Source organism: Streptomyces sp. NPDC002054 (genome assembly GCF_040296685.1).
Lineage (GTDB): Bacteria > Actinomycetota > Actinomycetes > Streptomycetales > Streptomycetaceae > Streptomyces.
Window position 1 is genome coordinate 59,457 of the sequence record NZ_JBEOXT010000002.1, and the last position, 17,604, is coordinate 77,060.

11 protein-coding genes and 1 pseudogene are annotated in these 17,604 nt (G+C 73.2%); 2 read left to right on the plus strand and 10 right to left on the minus strand.

Features of this window, described 5'->3' with window-relative positions:
- Window positions 1-100 precede the first annotated feature (100 nt).
- A complete protein-coding gene (katG, locus tag ABT123_RS02005; RefSeq protein WP_351308349.1) occupies window positions 101-2,290 on the plus strand; it encodes a catalase/peroxidase HPI in 2,190 nt (729 codons plus the stop codon).
- Window positions 2,291-2,362: 72 nt separating this feature from the next.
- Here the strand turns inward: katG and ABT123_RS02010 are convergent, their stop codons facing one another.
- The 5 genes from ABT123_RS02010 to ABT123_RS02030 form a co-directional block, all read right to left on the minus strand.
- Entirely contained in the window at window positions 2,363-4,234 is a 1,872-nt protein-coding gene (locus ABT123_RS02010; RefSeq protein ID WP_351308352.1) for an HAD-IA family hydrolase, read from the minus strand.
- A gap of 64 nt (window positions 4,235-4,298) precedes the next feature.
- Window positions 4,299-5,420, minus strand: a complete 1,122-nt coding sequence (locus ABT123_RS02015) for an ABC transporter ATP-binding protein (protein WP_351308355.1) — start codon at window positions 5,418-5,420, stop codon at window positions 4,299-4,301.
- Between the two features lie 8 nt (window positions 5,421-5,428).
- Window positions 5,429-6,265 carry an ABC transporter permease gene (locus tag ABT123_RS02020; protein ID WP_351308358.1) on the minus strand — a complete coding sequence of 279 codons (837 nt, stop codon included), beginning with the start codon at window positions 6,263-6,265 and terminating at the stop codon, window positions 5,429-5,431.
- Window positions 6,253-7,179 carry an ABC transporter permease gene (locus tag ABT123_RS02025; RefSeq protein WP_351308361.1) on the minus strand — a complete coding sequence of 309 codons (927 nt, stop codon included), beginning with the start codon at window positions 7,177-7,179 and terminating at the stop codon, window positions 6,253-6,255. Before ABT123_RS02025 ends, ABT123_RS02020 begins: the two co-directional genes overlap by 13 nt.
- A gap of 119 nt (window positions 7,180-7,298) precedes the next feature.
- Window positions 7,299-8,459, minus strand: a complete 1,161-nt coding sequence (locus ABT123_RS02030; RefSeq protein WP_351308364.1) for an ABC transporter substrate-binding protein — start codon at window positions 8,457-8,459, stop codon at window positions 7,299-7,301.
- 243 nt (window positions 8,460-8,702) lie between these two features.
- Between ABT123_RS02030 and ABT123_RS02035 the strand changes: the two genes are divergently transcribed.
- Window positions 8,703-9,458: a GntR family transcriptional regulator gene (locus ABT123_RS02035; protein ID WP_351308367.1), complete on the plus strand. Its 756-nt coding sequence runs from the start codon at window positions 8,703-8,705 to the stop codon at window positions 9,456-9,458.
- Between the two features lie 9 nt (window positions 9,459-9,467).
- On the opposite strand, the gene ABT123_RS02040 is transcribed toward ABT123_RS02035, so the two are convergent.
- The 5 genes and pseudogenes from ABT123_RS02040 to ABT123_RS02060 all read right to left on the minus strand — a co-directional run bounded on the left by ABT123_RS02040 (window position 9,468) and on the right by ABT123_RS02060 (window position 17,597).
- Window positions 9,468-9,803 carry an amidohydrolase family protein gene (locus tag ABT123_RS02040; protein WP_351308370.1) on the minus strand — a complete coding sequence of 112 codons (336 nt, stop codon included), beginning with the start codon at window positions 9,801-9,803 and terminating at the stop codon, window positions 9,468-9,470.
- Window positions 9,742-10,056: pseudogene (locus tag ABT123_RS02045) on the minus strand (amidohydrolase family protein); the annotation flags it as partial. The pseudogene ABT123_RS02045 and the gene ABT123_RS02040, both read right to left, overlap by 62 nt.
- A 148-nt stretch (window positions 10,057-10,204) precedes the next feature.
- Window positions 10,205-15,178 carry a hypothetical protein gene (locus ABT123_RS02050; RefSeq protein WP_351308373.1) on the minus strand — a complete coding sequence of 1,658 codons (4,974 nt, stop codon included), beginning with the start codon at window positions 15,176-15,178 and terminating at the stop codon, window positions 10,205-10,207.
- A 2-nt stretch (window positions 15,179-15,180) separates the two neighbouring features.
- Window positions 15,181-16,119 carry an NADase-type glycan-binding domain-containing protein gene (locus ABT123_RS02055; protein WP_502970830.1) on the minus strand — a complete coding sequence of 313 codons (939 nt, stop codon included), beginning with the start codon at window positions 16,117-16,119 and terminating at the stop codon, window positions 15,181-15,183.
- 914 nt (window positions 16,120-17,033) lie between these two features.
- Complete coding sequence (locus ABT123_RS02060; RefSeq protein ID WP_351308376.1) at window positions 17,034-17,597, minus strand: phage tail protein; 564 nt, start codon at window positions 17,595-17,597, stop codon at window positions 17,034-17,036.
- Window positions 17,598-17,604 lie beyond the last annotated feature (7 nt).

A 17,604-nucleotide genomic window follows, 5' to 3' on the forward strand; every position in this document is an offset into this window, starting at 1 on the left:
CCTTTCCTTTCGCGGGGTGCCCCGCGTGTTCTCTTAGTGGTGCGGTCCGTGGTGCGCAACCATACGGACGCGAAACACCGAGACAGGAAGAAGGACGGACGTGGCCGGCAGCGAAAGTGAAAATCCGGTAATCCCCTCCCCGGCCCCCGCGCCGACTGCCCCCAGGACGAACCGGGACTGGTGGCCCAATCAGCTGGACCTTCAGGTTCTCCACCAGCACTCGCCCCAGTCCAATCCGATGGGTGAGGATTTCAACTACGCAGAAGAATTCGCGACCCTGGACGTCGACGCGCTGAAGCGCGACCTCTTCGAGGTGATGACGACCTCGCAGGACTGGTGGCCTGCCGACTACGGACACTACGGGCCCCTCTTCATCCGGATGAGCTGGCATGCCGCAGGCACCTACCGCATTGCCGACGGCCGGGGCGGCGGCGGCTCCGGCGCCCAGCGCTTCGCCCCCCTCAACAGCTGGCCGGACAATGCGAGCCTCGACAAGGCACGCCGGCTTCTCTGGCCGGTCAAGCAGAAGTACGGCCGCAAGATCTCATGGGCCGACCTGCTGATCTTCGCCGGCGACTGCGCCATGCAATCGATGGGATTCAAGACCTTCGGGTTCGGTTTCGGTCGGGAGGACATCTGGGAGCCCGAGGAAATCTTCTGGGGGCCCGAGGACACCTGGCTCGGGGACGAGCGCTACACCGGCGACCGGCAACTCGGCGGTCCTTTCGGTGCCGTCCAGATGGGCCTGATCTATGTGAATCCGGAGGGTCCCAACGGAAATCCGGATCCGCTGGCCGCCGCCAGGGACATTCGCGAGACGTTCGGGCGGATGGCGATGAATGACGAGGAGACGGTTGCGCTCATCATCGGCGGCCACACGTTCGGAAAGTGCCACGGCGCGGTCGATCCCGAGTACGTCGGTCCGGAGCCCGAGGCCGGCCCGATCGAGCTGCAGGGCCTCGGATGGCACAACTCCTACGGCAGCGGCAAGGGCGCCGACACCCTCACCAGCGGGCTCGAGGGCGCCTGGACCTCCGAGCCGACGAAGTGGGACAACGGGTACCTGGACAACCTGTTCCGGTACGACTGGGAGCTGACGACCAGCCCGGCCGGTGCGAAGCAGTGGACTCCCAAGGACCCCGCGGCCCAGGGCACGGTGCCCGATGCGCACGATCCGTCGAAGCGGCACGCTCCCATGATGCTGACGACGGACCTCTCGCTGAAGCTGGACCCGGTCTACGCGCCGATCGCGAAGCGCTTCCACGAGAACCCGGAGCTGGTCGCGACAGCGTTCGCCAAGGCCTGGTACAAGCTGTTGCACCGCGACATGGGTCCGCTCTCGCGTTACCTCGGACCCTGGATTCCCGAGCCGCAGCTGTGGCAGGACCCCGTCCCCGACGTGGATCACGAGCTGGTCGGCGAGGCGGAGATCGCCGACCTCAAGGCCCGGATCCTCGCCTCGGGGCTGTCCGTATCCCAGCTGGTCACCACCGCGTGGGCGGCGGCGGCGAGCTTCCGCGGCACCGACAAGCGGGGCGGGGCCAACGGGGCCCGGATCCGGCTCGCGCCGCAGAAGGACTGGGAGGTCAACGCCCTGCCCGAGGTGGCGGAGGTGGTGCAGACCCTCGAGCGGATCCGGCAGGACTTCAACGGCGCCCAGACCGGCGGAACGAAGGTTTCGCTCGCCGATCTGATCGTCCTGGGCGGCTGCGCGGCCGTCGAGCGGGCCGCGAAGGACGCCGGGCACGACATCACGGTCCCGTTCGCGCCGGGGCGTACGGACGCATCGCAGGAGCAGACCGATGTGGAGGCCTTCGCCGTACTCGAACCCAGGGCGGACGGCTTCCGCAACTACCTCCCGGCGGGAGAGAAGCTGTCGCCGGAGACCCTCCTGCTGGACCGCGCCAACCTGTTGACCCTGACCGCACCCGAGATGACAGTGCTGACCGGTGGCATGCGGGCCCTGAACACCGGCTTCAAGGGGTCCCCGCACGGGGTCTTCACCGACCGGCCGGAGACGCTGACCAACGATTTCTTCGTCAACCTGCTGGACATGGGTACGGAGTGGAAGGCGTCGGCCACGGACGAGAACGTATTCGAAGGCCGGGATCGCGCCACGGGCGAGGCCAAGTGGACCGCCACCGCGGTCGACCTCGTCTTCGGTTCGCACTCCCAGCTCCGAGCCGTGTCGGAGGTCTACGCGTCCAAGGACGCGGGGGCGAAGTTCGTGCGTGATTTCGTGGCGGCGTGGGACAAGGTGATGAACCTCGACCGGTTCGACCTCGTCTGAACCTGCTGTCCCGTGAACCTGCTGTCCCGGTCGGCCGACCGTCGGCAACTCATCGGCCGACCGGGACACGTGTCAGGCGAACCGGAACGTCGTGACCACCGCCGCGTGGTCGGACGGCCAGTCGTTGGCGGCGACGTCCGGCCAGGGGGCGATGCGGCCGGTCGCCAGGGCGGCGGAGTCCAGAACGGTGAGCCGGTCGCCGGCGTGGAGTACGAAATCGATACGGTCCTGCGGCTCCGGCCGGCCGCTGCCGTCCTCGTGCCGGGGGTGGATCGGCGACCAGGTGGTACCGGGGGCGGACAGCGGGTCCGGGTGCGCCTCGCGGTAGGAGTCGCGCAGGCCGGCCCGTTCGACGGCGCGGGAGACCGGCCAGTCCACCGGGCCGTGCCCGTCGTGCAGTGCGGTGGCGCCGGAGGTCCAGTCCAGGTGTGAGGGGGCGTTGAAGTCGCCGGTGAGCAGGACCGGGGTGCGGTCGGCCGCGGCCAGGTCCGGTGCCATCGCGGCCAGAATCTCCCCGATCTCGCGGACCCGGCCCGACTCCCCCTCGCGGGCGATGAGTTCGGGTTCGGTGAGGCCGTCGAAGCAGGCGTCGTACGGGCCGTACGGGGTGTAGTTGAGGTGGGCTGTCCACAGCACCAGCTCGTGCGGGGTGCCGTCCGGGTGCTCGTCCAGCCGGATCCGGGCGCCGGCCGCTCCGTAGAAGCCCACCTCGGGGTCGCCCAGGGTGGCCACGATGGGGTGGCGGCTGAGGATCGCCAGGTTCTCCCCGGCGCGGTGGTGGAACCAGCCCAGCGCGTCGGCGAGTTCGGGGCCGGCGTGCACCGCGGTCTCCTGGAGGCCGACCACGTCGACGTCCGCGGCGAGGAGCACGGCCAGCTGCTTGTCGCGGTGGTCGTCGACGGGGCTGCCGCCGAGCCACAGGTTCCAGCTCATCACCCGGAGCCGGTCGAGCGGGGGTGCGTCGGCCGCGGCCACGGGGATGCGGACGGTGAGCCGGGCGGTGGCGCCGTGCGCGTCGACGGCGGTGACCGTGGCGACGGCGGTGTCCGTGGCCCCCGTGGCCGGGGCGGGGGCGGGAGCCGGGGTGCCGCTGAGGGTGCCGTCGGCGCGGACCGTGAGCCAGTCCGGGCGGTCGGCGGCGGCGAAGGTCACGGGCTGGGCGGCGCCGCGCACCAGGCCGGCGACGGTGGCGGTGAAGGGGCGACCGGCCCGAGCCCGGTGGGTGGTCAGCTCGGGTACCAGGAACCGCGGCGCCGGCGCGGTGGCGACCAGCGCCCGCAACCGGTCCGGGGTGGCCCGTTCCAGGGAGTCCAGTACGGTCCGGCCCGGGGCCGCCTCGATCGGGGCGACCGAGGGCACGGCGAGGACCTGGCAGCCGGCGGCCTCGGCCGAGGCCACACCGGTGGGCGTGTCCTCGACGGCCACGCAGGCGGCGGGCGGGACCCGCAGGGCGCGGCAGGCCGCGAGGTAGGGGTCGGGGTTCGGCTTGGTGAGCGGGGTGTCGTCGGCGGTGACGGTGACCGTGAAGCCGCCGTGGCCCGCCTCCGCGAGGGCCGCCACGACGGTGTCCGCGACCTCCCGGGGGGAGGCGGTGACCAGGGCGGTGGGGACGCCCTCGTCCCGCAGCGCGCCGAGGAGGGCCAGCGCGCCGGGCCGGGGCACGACCCGGGTGCGGACCCGCTCGGCGAAGGCCCGGTGCAGCTCGGCGGCGATCGGGCCGAGCGGGGCGCCGGTGAGCCGGGCGAGGACCCCGGCGGTGTGCTCGACGGGCCGGCCGAGCACGTCCGGCTGGTCGGCCGTGACAAGGTCGTACCCGAGCCCCGCGGCCACCTCCGCCACGGTGTCCCACCACAGCTGCTCGGTGTCGACGAGCGTGCCGTCCATGTCGAAGAGGACGGCCTGGAGCACCGGCGGGGCGGGGGCAGGGGCGGGGAGGAGCGTCACGAAGGGTCTCTTTCCGGAAACGGGGTGGTGAGGGCGGTGCGGAGGGGGCGGAGCGCTGGCCGGGTCAGGCGGCGCGCGGGGCCACCAGCACCGGCCGGTCGGGCAGCGAGAGGCGGACCGCGGCACCGGCGTTGAGCGCGGAGGCCTCGTGGGCGGGCAGGTCCGCCTTGACCCGGGTGCCGTCGGCGAGGGCGACGGTGACCCGGACGGTCGCGCCCAGGAAGGAGGTGCCGAGGACCCGGGCCGTCCCGGCGTCGTCCGCTTCGACCTGGACGGCCTCGGGCCGGACGAGGACGTCGACCTCGGCGTCGGCCGCGCCGGCGGTCTCGGGCGGCGTACCGTCCACCGGCAGGCGGCGGCCCAGTACCTCGACGGTAGCGCCGGTCGCGGCGGCGGGGTGCAGCCGGCCCGGGATGCGGCTCATGGTGCCCACGAACTCGGCGACGAAGGCGGTGGCGGGGCGGGCGTACAACTCGGCGGGGGTGGCGACCTGCTCCAGTCGGCCGGCCCGCATGACCGCGACCCGGTCGGCCATGGAGAGCGCCTCCTCCTGGTCGTGGGTGATGAAGAGGGTGGTGATGCCGAGCTCCTGCTGGAGGCGGCGGATCTCCTCGCGCAGCGTCAGCCGCACCTTGGCGTCGAGGGCGGACAGCGGCTCGTCCAGGAGCAGGACGCGGGGGCGCAGGGCGAGGGCGCGGGCCAGCGCGACGCGCTGCTGCTGGCCGCCGGAGAGCTGGTGGGGGAAGCGCTCGCCCTTGTCTCCGAGGCCGACCAGGTCGAGCAGTTCCGCGGCGCGGGCGCGCCGCTCGGCGGTGCGGACCTTGCGCATACGCAGTCCGAACGCCACGTTGTCGATGGCGTCGAGGTGCGGGAAGAGGCTGTAGGACTGGAAGACCATGCCGGCGTCGCGGCGGTGGGCGGGTACCGCGGTGACGTCCTTGCCGTCGATGAGGATCTCGCCGGAGTCGGGGTGCTCGAAGCCGGCCAGCATGCGCAGGGCGGTGGTCTTGCCGCAGCCGGAGGGGCCGAGCAGGGCCAGCAGTTCACCGGGGCGCACCGTCAGGTCGAGTCCGTCGAGGGCGGTCGTGGCGCCGAAGGACCGGCGCAGGGCGCGCAGTTCGACGGTGGCCGCGGCGGACTGCGCGGAGGCGGCTTCCGCGGGGTGCGCGGGGGCGGTGAGGCTCATGAGGGGTGTCATTTCCGGTCGGTGGTCGAAGAGGGGGTGCGGCGGCTGCCGATTCCGGCGAGGAGGAGCAGCAGCAGCCAGGTCACCAGGAGGCTCATGACGGATACGGCCACGGACATCTGGGCCTGTGAGCCGCTGATGTTGACGATCCAGACGGCGAACGGCCGGAAACCGAGGAGCTGGGCGGTGGTGAACTCGCCGAGGACCAGGGCGAGGGTGAGGAAGGAGGCGTTGAGCAGGGCGCCGCGCAGGTTCGGCAGTACGGCGCGGAGCAGGGCGTGCGGCATGCTCGCGCCGCAGCTGCGGGCCGCCTCGACGAGGGTGCGTACGTCGATGGCGCTCAGTCCGGCGTCCAGGGCCCGGTACACGAACGGCAGTGCCATCACCGCGTACGCGAGGACCAGGACCACGGGGAAGTCGGGGTTCTGGATGGCGACGAAGGTCTGGAAGAAGGGGGTGTCGGAGAAATGCTCGGGTCCCCACTTCAGGACGGTGCCGATGCCGGCGACGAAGGCGATGGGCGGCACGACCAGCGGAAGCGAGCACACCACCTCGACGACGGGCCGCAGCTTCGGGGCGGTCAGGCGCAGCGCCACCGTGGCGGGGACCATGAGCAGCAGGACCACCGCGATGGTGGCGGCGGCGAGTTCGAGGGAGAGCAGCAGGCTGGGCAGGAAGCCCTCGGTGTCGAGGATGCGGGTGTAGGCGTCGAGGTTCGGTGCCCGGCCGGGCACGTCGACGGTGAAGACCACGGAGGCGGCGAGCGGCACCAGGAAGTACAGGGCTGCCGCGGCGAGCACGAGGGCCCGCCAGGGAGTGGTGGTGGTCGTGGTCAGGCGAGCCATCGGGCGCTCCGTCGTTGCAGGGGCAGGTAGACCGCCATCACCAGGCCTGCGACGAGGACCATGTCGAGGCTGAGGGCGAGGGCCACGTTCTCCTGGCCGATGAGCACGTTGCCGGAGATCGCGTCGGCGATCTGGAGCGTGACGAGCGGGACCGAGCTGCCGACCATTGCGGCGGCGGTGGCGTACGCGGCGAAGGCGCTGCCGAAGAGCAGGACGAATCCGCCGAGTAGTGAGGGGGCGAGGACGGGCAGGGCGACGTGCTGCCAGTACTGGCGGTGGGTGGCGCCGTTGTTCTGGGCGGCCTCGCGCCACTGGGTGCGCAGCCCGTCCAGGGCGGGGGTGATGGTGAGGACCATGAGGGGGACGAGGAAGTAGAGGTAGACGAGGACCAGGCCCCAGAAGGTGTAGAGGTTCCAGCCGGTGTCGGCGAGGCCCAGCTTGCGGGTGAGGACGCCGGAGTTGCCGAGGGTGGCGACGAAGGCGAAGGCGAGGGGGACGCCGCCGAAGTTGGCGAGGACGCCGGAGGCGGTGAGTACGGCCTCGCGCAGGGCCCGCAGCGGGGAGCTGACGACGGCCTGGGCGAGGAGGAGGCCGAGCAGGGCGGCGAGGACGGCGGAGGTGGCGGACAGCTTCACGCTGCCGAGCAGGGCGGTGCGGTAGGCGCCCTGCCAGGAGGCGGTCAGGTTGTCGAGGCCGTAGCCGGTGGCGCCGGTGGCCGGGTCCTTGACGGTGAAGGCGCCGTCGAGCATGGCGGCGGCGGGCAGGCCGAAGGCGACTGCGGTGAACAGCAGCAGCGGGACGACGGCGAGCGCGCCGGACCGGCGGGCCCGCCGCCCGGATGGGGCGGCGGGGGCGGCGGGCGCGGCGGCGGGTGGCGCGGCTGCCGTGCGCGGGCTGGTCGTATCGGTGGTCATGTTCCTGATCGGGTCGGTGACCGGGGGCGATCGAGGGGCGATCGGGTCCGTGATCGGGCGGGCTGTCGGGGCGGGCGGCGAGTCGGGGCGGCGATGGGCTCGGCGCCCCGGGGCGCCGGTCAGCCGGAGACGGCCTTGCCCCAGCTCTGGGCGAGGACGCCCTTGGCCTTGGTCTGCTGGGCCTCGGTCGGGAAGGCCGGGGCGGTGCCGGTGAGCTTCGGGAGCTTGGCGGCGGCGGCCTGGTCGAGGGTGCCGGCCTTCTCCATGGCGGGCAGCAGGACCGGGCGGGCGTAGCCCTTCAGCCACAGGTTCTGGCCCTCGGCGCTGTAGAGCCATTCCTGCCAGAGCCGGGCGGCGGCCGGGTGCGGGGCGTCCTTGTTGATGGCCTGGGCGTAATACTGGGCGTACTTGCCGTCCTCGGGGACGGTGACCTTCCAGTCGAGGCCCTTGCCCTTGAACTGCTCGGCGTAGCCGGCGTTCAGGTAGTCCCAGTCGAGGCTGATGGGCGTCTCGCCCTTCTCGACGGTGGCCGGGGTGGACTCGACGGGCGTGTAATTGCCGTTCTTCTTCAGCTGGCCGAAGAAGTCGATGCCGGGCTGGATGTCGTCGAGGGAGCCGCCGCTCGCGAGGGCCGCCGCGTAGACGCCGCCGAAGGCGGAGCCGGACTTGGTCGGGTTGCCGTTGAGCGCCACCTGGCCCTTGTACTCGGGCTTGAGGAGGTCCTTGAAGGTGGTGGGGCAGTTCTTGACCCGCTTGGCGTCGCAGCCGATCGAGATGTAGCCGCCGTAGTCGTTGTACCAGCGGGCGTCGGCGTCCTTCTGGCCCGCGGGGATCTCCGCGTAGGCGGCGACCTTGTACGGGGCGAACAGGCCCTGCTGGGCGCCGCTGACCGCGAAGGAGGTGCCGAGGTCGAGGACGTCGGGGGCGCGGTCCTGGCCCTTGCGGCTGGTGACGGCGTTGATCTCGTCCTGGCTGCTGCCGTCGGGGTTCTCCACCTCGACCTTGATGCCGTACTTCTGGGTGAAGCCGTCGATGAGGGCGCCGTAGTTGGCCCAGTCGCGGGGCAGGGCCATCGCGTGCAGCACGCCCTCCTTCTTGGCGGCGGCGACCAGGGCGTCCATGCCGCCGAAGTCGGCGGCGGAGGTCGCGGTGGCGGCGTCCTTGCCGGTGGCGGTCTTGGCCGCAGCCTTGTCCGGGGCCGCGCCGCAGGCGCTGAGGGTGAAGGCGGCGAGGACGGCGAGGCAACCGGCGAGGACGGTGTTTCTCGGGTGTCTCGGCATGTACACGGTCTCTCCTGGGGTGCGGCGCGAGCGGGCGCGGCGGGGGTGGGGAGGGGCCGGCGGACTGAAAGATTCCGCGGCCAACTTGTCTGAACAAGTTGGCCTCAGTAGGCACGGCGTCCATGACCTTCCGGTGAACGGCGGGCGACGGAATCCAGCCAATAATCTGGACACTCTCCCCTCGTTTCGGCCCGGCCCGACCTGCGCTTACGCTGTAGGTGACCAAGGACGGGAGCACTACGGATGACGGCGCGGCACGAAGAGATCGCCGAGGAACTGCGCCGGGCGATCGACCGCGAGGAGTACGCGGTGGGAGCACTGCTGCCCGCGGAGACACAGCTGGCGGAGCGCTTCGGTGTCTCCCGCGGCACCGTCCGCCAGGCCGTGCTCGCCCTGACCACCGAAGGCCTGATCGGCTCCCGCCAGGGCGCCCGCCGGGTGGTGCTGGCCAGCCGCCGCAGCCAGAGCTTCGCCGAGCTGCGGAGTTTCGCCCAGTGGGCCCGCGCGATGGGCCGTACCGCGACCGGGCGGGTGGTGTCCTCGGAGTACCACCCGGCCGGCGACCTCGACGCGATGCGGCTGCAGGTGGCGGCCGGCGCACCCGTGCTGCACGTCCTGCGCGTACGCGGCCTGGACGGCGAACCGGTCCTGCTGGAGCGCACCGTGTACGCGGACTGGATCGCACCCGCAGTCGAGCTCATCGACCCCGACTGCCCGTCGGTGACGCAGCGTCTGCTCGACGACACGGGGCTGGTGTTCGCCTACGGGGAGCACCTCATCGACGCGGTCGCGGCGAGTGCGCAGGACGCCGAGCTCCTCGAAGTACGGCGCACCAGCCCGCTGTTGCGGGTGCGCCGCATCACCACCACCCGCGAGGGCCGTCCGGTCGAATGGTCCGACGACCGCTACCGCTCGGACGCGGTCAGCTTCAGCGTCCACAACTCGATCGGCAACAACGCCTTGGCCCGCCGCACCGGCCCGGCCCTCACGGAGGACTGACCGCCGGCGTCAGCCGGGCCGGGAGGCCGTTCCCGCCAGACGGGGGAAGAGGCGCTCGGCGTTGCCCCGGTGGATCGCGTGGAGCTGCCCGTCCGTCCAGTGCGGGTAGCCGTCCAGCCCCTCGTCGAAGCCGCCGCACCACTCCTCGGGCACCATCGGGAAGTCGCTGCCGTACAGGACGTGTCCGGGCGCGGCGAAGGCGAGCAGCGAGGGCAGCGAGGCCGGGCCGGCGCAGAACGCGGTGTCGAAGTAGAAGCGCGGTGGGGTGGACGAGGACCACCGCCGCCCGCGCGTCGAGCTCGGCCCGGAGCGGCTCGAACTCCGGGTCTCCGAGGTAGCGCCCATGTGCGTTGGACAGCACCGTCACCCCGTCGGCGCCGATCTCGTCCAGGGCGTGGACGGCCTCGGCGAGCGCCGCCTCCACGTCCGGCAGGGGGAGGACGGCGAAATTGCCGAACCGGTCGGGCCGGTCCTTGACCAGCTCGGCGGTGAACTCGTTCACGTCCCGGGCCGCGGCGCGGGCCCCCTCGGCAATTCCGCGGCTGCGGTCGGGCGGGATCACGTGGTGGTGGACGTCGATGCGTGCGCGTTCGTTCATGCCGGTCCGCTCTCCTCCAGCCGTTCTCCGGGCCGGCCGGCGCGCACGGTGGACGGGGCCACCGCGGGCCGGCCGCAGTCCATGAGAGTCGACCGGCACCGGCCGCCGCGGGCCGCGTACGCCGCCACCGCCGGTCCACCCGTCCGGCCTAGGTGGCGGGCGGGGGTGTGGGCCGGCTCAGGTGGTTGCCGTCGTCCTGCAGGCGGTCGCCCTGCGTGGCCAGCATGCGGCGGACGACGGGCTCCGGCATGCGGATCACCACCGGCTGCGCCAGGGTCGTCTCCCGTACCGCCGTGGCCGCACGGCCCCGGACCCTGCCGGTCACCTTGGCCACCACCCTGACGTCCAGCGTGAACTGGACCAGGACCGCCTTCGTCTTCGGCTTGTGCAGCGGCATCGAGCCGGAGGAGTTCACCGTGGCGTCGGCCTCGCCGCCCGAGCCGCCCGTGTTGCCCAGCAGCCCGTTGAGGCGGAACTCGGAGGCGTTGAGAACCCCCGCGCCGAACAACGGGCGGGCGGTCCTGCTGTGGTCGGAGGAGCTCTGGCCGTCCTTCTGGGAGGGGCGGGGCGTCTCCAGATGGCTCTGGCCCACCGTCTCGAAGGTCATCGTGTCGCCGAGGCCCAGCACCCGCCCGTTGCGCAGCCGCGCGTGGAGGGAGGCGTGCAGGTCCTGGCCCTCCGTGCCGGAGGCGTGTACCGGTGGCAGGTCGGCCCCGGCGGCGGTGAGCAGCGGCAGCGCAGCGATCATCCACTCGGTGGACACGGCCTCGTTCAGGGCGTACGCAGCGGCCTTCCCGCCGTCCTTGAACCCGCTGCCGCCGCCCGCCTGCTCAATCGCGGAATCCACCAACTGCCGGACCTGCGGGACCCCTTGGAAGCCGTTGACCTGCGCCTCCATCGGCAGCCGCACACCGGCCGCCCGCCAGGAGCCGAGTGCGGTCCCGCCGCCGTCGCGACCGCCCCACACAACCTGGGGCGTGTCGGCCACCGGAAGCTGCAGTCTCGACAGCGCCTCCAGGTCATTGCGCAGGATGCGGTGAACCATCAGATGCGTCAGCTGGGCGAGCCCCACCCGGGTGTTGCCCTTGTACAGTTCGAGGCTCGCCCGGATCGGCAGGTGCATCTTCACCGACTTCGCGGAGCTGTCCGCGACGGACTTCATGCCGAGCTGGGCGCGGCGCACATCACGGCGCCCGCGCGACCTGCCGGACGCGTAGCCGAGGCCCGCCGCCCCACCGACACTCTTCAACCGGCCGGCCCCGCCCTCGGGTCTGCCCGATCCGGCAAGAATGCCCTCGACACCGGTCCCGGAGCCCTCGTCGTGGGAGTCGGCCTGCTGCACCACGGCCGAGGTGATGTACTCCATGTCCCGGCCGTCGTTCACGTCCTCGCCGTCCGCGGAGGTGCCGTCGCCCAGGCGGTTCACCTTGAACACCGCCCAGTACGGGTCGTTGCGGCCGTCGAACAGCTCGACGGTGACTCCGCCGTCCATGGCACTGGACAGCAGCCCGGCGGAACCGTCCCGGTCCAGGACGCGCAGCAGCCGCTGCACATTGTCGTTGCGGTCCGCCAGCTGCTGCCGGGGCAGCAGTTCGTCGGCGAGGCTCTTGTGTTTGCCCTGGGCGAGGCGGGTGCGCAGCTGCCCGAGCAGCGGGACGAAGTCCGGCAGTTTCTCGATCATGCCGAAACCGAGGGCGCGGTTGCCGTCGAGCCTCGGGGTGGGGCGGGCGGGCGGCCGGGACGAGGACGCACCGGAACCGGCACCGGCACCAGCGGCTTGCCCGGTGGGTGCCGCCGCCTCCTGCTGTCTCACCTGCTGTCGGATGTCCTCCGGGAGCTGGGCTTCGGTCAGCCACACCCCCGCCGCGGCCGGCAGGGTCCGGGCGCCCTTCGCCACGTACGGGCCGCCGCCGGTGACCTTGACCTCCGCGACCATGTTGACCAGCACATCGCACTGGACCAGATACAGCGGGGCCTTCTTCGGGGTGTGGGCGTTGCGTTCGACCGTGCCGGACACGCTGAGGGCCTCGGAGTCGCCCTTGCCCGAGGTGTGGGACACCGACAGGCCCTGGCCGAGGCGCCACGCGGCACCCTGCTCGATGACGGTGACGCCGTACTGGAAGGCCTGAGAGGTGCCCTCGCCCGACTGCCCGGCGGACTGGTGACCGCCGAGTACGAAGGTCTCGGTGCCCGGGCCCGCGCCCTTGTGCAGGAATTTGGGGTTGGCCAGGGCGAGCCGGGTACCGACCGCGCCGTTCAGGCCGGCGAGCCGCCGCGGATGGCGGAGGTTCTTTACCACCCAGCCCGAGGACGCGGCCTGCCGCAGCGCGCCCTGGATCGCCCGCTCGCCGAACCGCTCCTCGATGGCCAGCCGTGGCGCGAGCCCTTCCGTCGCCAGCGCCGGGTCCTCGCGCAGGCTCTTGTTGCGGGCGGCGGCCCGGGACAGCAGCTGGTGGGCGAGGGCCCGGACGGGCTCCCCGTCGATGGTCTCCACCAGCTGCCAGTCCCGCAGCAGGAACCCGGTGGACGGCCGCGGGGTGATCGAGGCCAGGTCACCGATGCCCTCGGCCCTGACCTCGTACTCGGCAGCGGCGGGCTCCGCCCTGCGGGCGTCCGCCACGGCGTCGAGCCGGTCCTTCCCCGCCTGGTCCAGGGTGAACTCGGCGGGCGTGAGCAGCCGTACGTCCTGGGGCCCGAGGTTCATGTACGCCAAGGTCTCGGCCTCCGGCACCGACCGGCCCGGCGAGCCGGCGATGACAGTGCGGGTCATCTTGCGGGGCCGGGAGGTCATGGTGACCTCCACGTCGAGCTTCAGGGCCGCGTCGAAGGCACTCGCCGTGTCGGAGCCGTTCGCCACGATGTCCGTACGGCCGGTGGGTCCCGCCTGGTTGCGGCGGTTGCCGGAGTAGTGCCTGTCGTAGCGGGCCACGCCGGTCAGGGTGCCGGGGACCAGCCGGGCCTGGCCGAGGACCAGTCCGCCGATCGACCGCGAACTGCTCCGTCCGCTCTGTGAGTTGCTGACGACACCACTGTGGCTGCGCACCGACCAGTCCTTGATGTCGCCCTGGTAGGCGGCTTCGCTCAGCGCGCCCTTGACGAGCAGCTGCACGTCGTGCGAGTGGAGACTCGTCTTGCGGCGCAGCCGCACCCGCAGTCCCGTGGACAGCAACTGGTCCTTGTTGACCCGGATGTTGGTCTCCGAGAGGGCGGCCATCAGCTCGCGGTAGTTGCGCCGCTGGGCCTCGGCCTCATCGCCGGTGGGCTCAGTGCGCCCCGTCATCGCAGTGGCGCCGAAGTCGGGGAGGTAGCCGGCCAGCCGGGGATCGTTCTCGAACAGGCCGAGCACGGCCCGCACCATGGGCCCGGTGTCGAGCCGGCTGAGCGCGACGCTGGATCCCCTGCCGCCGAAGGGGAGGTGTCGCTCGACCTCCGCCTCGTTGCCGTTCTCGTCGGTCGTCGTCGGCTTCCTGACGAAGTCGTCGGCCTGCATTCCCGGCGGCAGGGGCAGCCCGAACTCCTTCGCCTCCTCCGCCCTCAGGCTGATCCACATGTTCATGGTGTGCCGGGCGACCCGGGTCTCCGGGCGCAGGGTCATCCCGGGCGAGCGCAGGCCCGTACCCTCCGCGGTGAAGGTCACCGTCCCGAAGTAGAGCACCTTCTCGCCGCGGACCTCCGCGCCCTGCCGGCTGGAGACGGTCTGTTCGGTCGCGGTGAAGCGCGCCTTGCGGGCCGCCGCGACCGGCATGGCGGTGCCCCGGACGATGGCCGCGTTGCCCACCGCCCCGACCCCGATCGCGGGGCCCAGCCCGCCCTGGACGAACCGCCCCTTGCCCGCACTCTCCGTGACGGAGGTCTGGGTCTGCTGGTGGGTGCGCAGCTGGGTCTTGCCGGTGCCCCAGGCGGGGGCGAGGCTTCTGATCGCCGCCCGGAGGCGGTAACTGCCCACCGTTTTACCGTCCTTGGCCTGCAGGTCCTCGCCGGTCACACCGTCGCGCAGCAGCCGGGGCAGATCCTCCAGGACGGTGGCCGTGGCGGTCGCCTCGTACAGCCGGGCCCTGCCGGGCGCGCCGGGTGCGGTGATGTCGGGGTGCAGGACGGAGGCGAGCGCGTCGAACAGCCCGGCGCCGCCCTGGTGCGGGGCGCCCCGCTCGGTCACGGCGACGGGGGCCATGGAGTCCGCGAGGGAGACGGCCCGGGCGGTGGCGGGGGTCAGTACCCGCCGGGAGCCGGGCCCTCGGGTGCCGGCCGGGACGAGGTGCTCGGTCGGGACCCGCTGGGTGAGCGTGCCGGAGCCCCGGTAGACCTCTGCGCTGCGGGCACCGTGCTTCTTGAACCGCACCTCGTAGCGCACCTTGCGCGGCACCTCGACCGAGCCCTTGTCGCTGCGCAGCACCCGTGGTTCGGCCACGTTCCGCTGGCGGCGGGATTCACGGGAGGACTGCCAGGGCTGGAGGCCGGCGGTCCCGGCAGCGCCGAGCCACACCGCCGGCGCCACGGGTGCGAGGCCGAAGAGCAGGCCTCCGGCGCCCTTGCTCGACGACCCGCCGGCCGTGCTGCTCACGGTGGCGGCGGTGTTGTGCTGGACGTCGACCTTGGTGTCCTTGCCTTCGGGGTCCTCCAGTTCGGCCTGCGAGGGAGCGGCGGCCGGGGGGTCCTTCCGGAACGTGGGCGGCCGGTCGTCGGGGGCCGGGCAGATGCGGACGGTGACGTCGTACCACTCCTCGCCCGAGTCCTCGCCCGACTCCTTGCCTGTCCTGCCCTGGACGGCGAAGGCGCGGCCCGCTCCGAAGAAGCTCTCCGGCCGTCCGGCCAGCTCGCTCTCGATGTCGGCGACGGTGCCGTCGCGGTGCCCGACCACTGCGGCGACCGCGTGCGGCACGAAGTCGTGCCCCGTCAGCCCGTACGCCGTGGAGAGCCCGCCCGCCTGTAGGTGCATCAGGTACGACGGCAGCTCGAAGCCCGTCTCGGCGGGCTCCGCCTGCCGCACCGCTTGCGTGGTGGCCGCGTTCCCCGCGGACTGCTGGAAGGCCAGCAGGGCGTGGCGGGGCAGCTGGGGTGCCTGGGGCGCCTGCTGGGTGTCGCCGGTCCGGCCGTTCCCCGGCTGTTGCTGAGTCCGTGCCATCGCTACGAGGCTCGGCTGCTCTTCGACGGACCGAAGAACTCGACCTCGGCGATGGCGACCTGCTTGTCGGCGGCGGCGGCGTAGGCGGAGCGCAGGATGAAGCGTACGGCGGTGACGTCGCCGGCCCGGAAGGTGCGGCGTTGGCCGCCGGCGCCCTGGTCGAGGGTGAGGGAGCGGGTGGTCGTCTTGCCGTCGGAGGTGGTGATCACGGCCTCGATGTGGTGCGGGAGGGCCGACTGTGAGAGCCGGTCGGCGCGGGTGGAGACGCCCGGGGTGATGATGACGTCGAGCAGCCGGGTGGGCCGGTCGAAGCGGGCTTCGACCCACTCCCCCGCGCCGGACTGGCTGATCCCCGGGCCCCACCAGGTGTTGTTCAGCTTGTCGAAGGCGAGTTGGGGGTCGTGCCCCGGGTAGGACCGCGAGGCTGAGACGGCGTCCGGTCCGACCGGGGTGCGCTTGGCGAAGTGATCGCGGACGGCGCCGACGGCGTTGTCGGCGTAGACGACGGCGGTGATCAGCAGGGCCGCCACCAGTGCCCAGAGCACCCAGGTCATGAGGTAGCCGAAGCCGCGCCGCAAGCGCGGGCGGTCGCCGGCCCATGGGGTCTCCCGGTTACGGAAGTCCCGCACGCGGCGCCACCAGGGGCGGCGCTGCCCGGGGACCGCGGGGCCGCCGGACAGCGGCATGGCGCACACGACGCAGAAGTGCCGGTCCGGCCGGTTGGGTGTGGCGCACCAGGGACAGGGCGCGCCGCCCTCGGTGCCGGGCTCCCGGCCCGGGGTGCGGACCTGCGGGCGGTCCGCGACCGGGCGGCCCGGCAGCACCGGCGCCACGGAGGGTACCGCCGCCGCCCGGGGTCCGGGGTCGGCGACCGGCACGAGCAGCGACCTGGCGCGTGCGGCCGGGTCGTCCGCACCGGCAGCAACGGCCGCAGTAAGCATCGCCCCGCTGCCCCCACCCGCCCCGGCCGAACCCGGCCCGTCCCCGCCCGACCGGCTCACGTCCCGCCGGGCCGAACCCGGCCCGGTCGAGCCAGCCCCGGCCGGATCCGGCCCAGTCGTGCCAGCGCCGGCCGAACCCGGCCCGGTCGCGCCCACCCCAGCCGAACCCAGCCCGGTCGAACCCGGTCCGACCGAACCCGGTCCAACCGGGCCCGCCTCGGTCGTGCGCGCCCCGGTCGTGCGGGCCCCGGTCGCGCCCGCCCCGATCGTGCCCGGCCCGTCCCCGCCCGACCGGGTCACGTCCCGCCGGGCCGAACCCGGCCCGGCCGTGCCAGCCCCGGCCGGATCCGGCCCGGTCGTGCCAGCCCCGGCCGAACCCAGCCCGGTCGCGCCCACCCCAGCCGAACCCAGCCCGGTCGTGCCCGGCCCACTCGGGCCCTGCCGAGTGGAACCCGGCCCGTCCGGATCCGGCCTCGCCGAGTCCGGTCCCGTCGCGTCTGGCAGGGGGGTGCCCGGTCCGGCGGGGCCGAACCGGGACGGGCTCGCGCCGTCGTCGTCGCCGTGCGGCCCAGGGGCCCGCCCGGGTGTGGGCGCGCGGTCGGCATCCGGCCGGGGCAGGGCCCCGCCCCGGTCGGCGGGCGTCGCGCCCGCCGGGGAAGCGGGCCGCCCGGGCGCCGCCCCGGCGTCCCCGGCTGCCGTACCGGGCCCGTGGGCCGGGGTCGTACCGAGCCCTGCTCGCGCACCGGCGGGGTCGGCCGCCTCGCCCCGCGCGTCAGCGCGGCCGGCGCGGCCGGACCAGCCCAGCACCGCGCCGCAGGAGTCGCAGAAGGACTGGCCGGGTTCCGCCCGGGTGCCGCATTCGGCGCAGTTCGCGGCCCCGTCCCTCCGGGGACCGGTGGCGGGGGTCTGGCTGGTCATCTGTCGGGGTTCCTTTCCGCAGCGGTCACCTGGACCGTGTAGGGCATGTGCGCGGGGCGGGCCGCCGCCACGAGACGGTCGAGCCGGTGTTCGTCCGCAGGGGTCGGGTCGGGCAGCCGCAGCAGCACGTGCAGCCGCGGGCGCCGCTCGCCTGGCACCGGGCCGAGCGGCCGGGCGCTCCAGTCGGCGGCTCCGCTCTCGCTGATCTCCGGTTCCACGCCGAAGGTCAGCCGGATCGCCTCCGCCAGCCCGCGCCGGGTGCCCCGTACCCGGTGCAGACGCGCGGCGGCGGAGACGGCCGCGCGCAGCCGGTCCTCGGGTTCCGTGCCGTCGGTCTCGGCTCCGACCCAGCCGCCGAGCCAGCGGGTGAAGTCCACCGGGGCCAGCGCCGGAGTGAAATAGGAGTCCAGGCAGTCCAGGGCGTTCAGGACCGGAGCGAGGACCTCGTCCAGCCCGGCGACGAAATGCTGTGCCAGCCGGTCTTCGGCGAAGACCGCGGGCAGCAGCTCGCCCAGCGGCGCGGAGGACCTCAGCCCGTCGATGGATCCCCTCGTGCTCACGCTCATG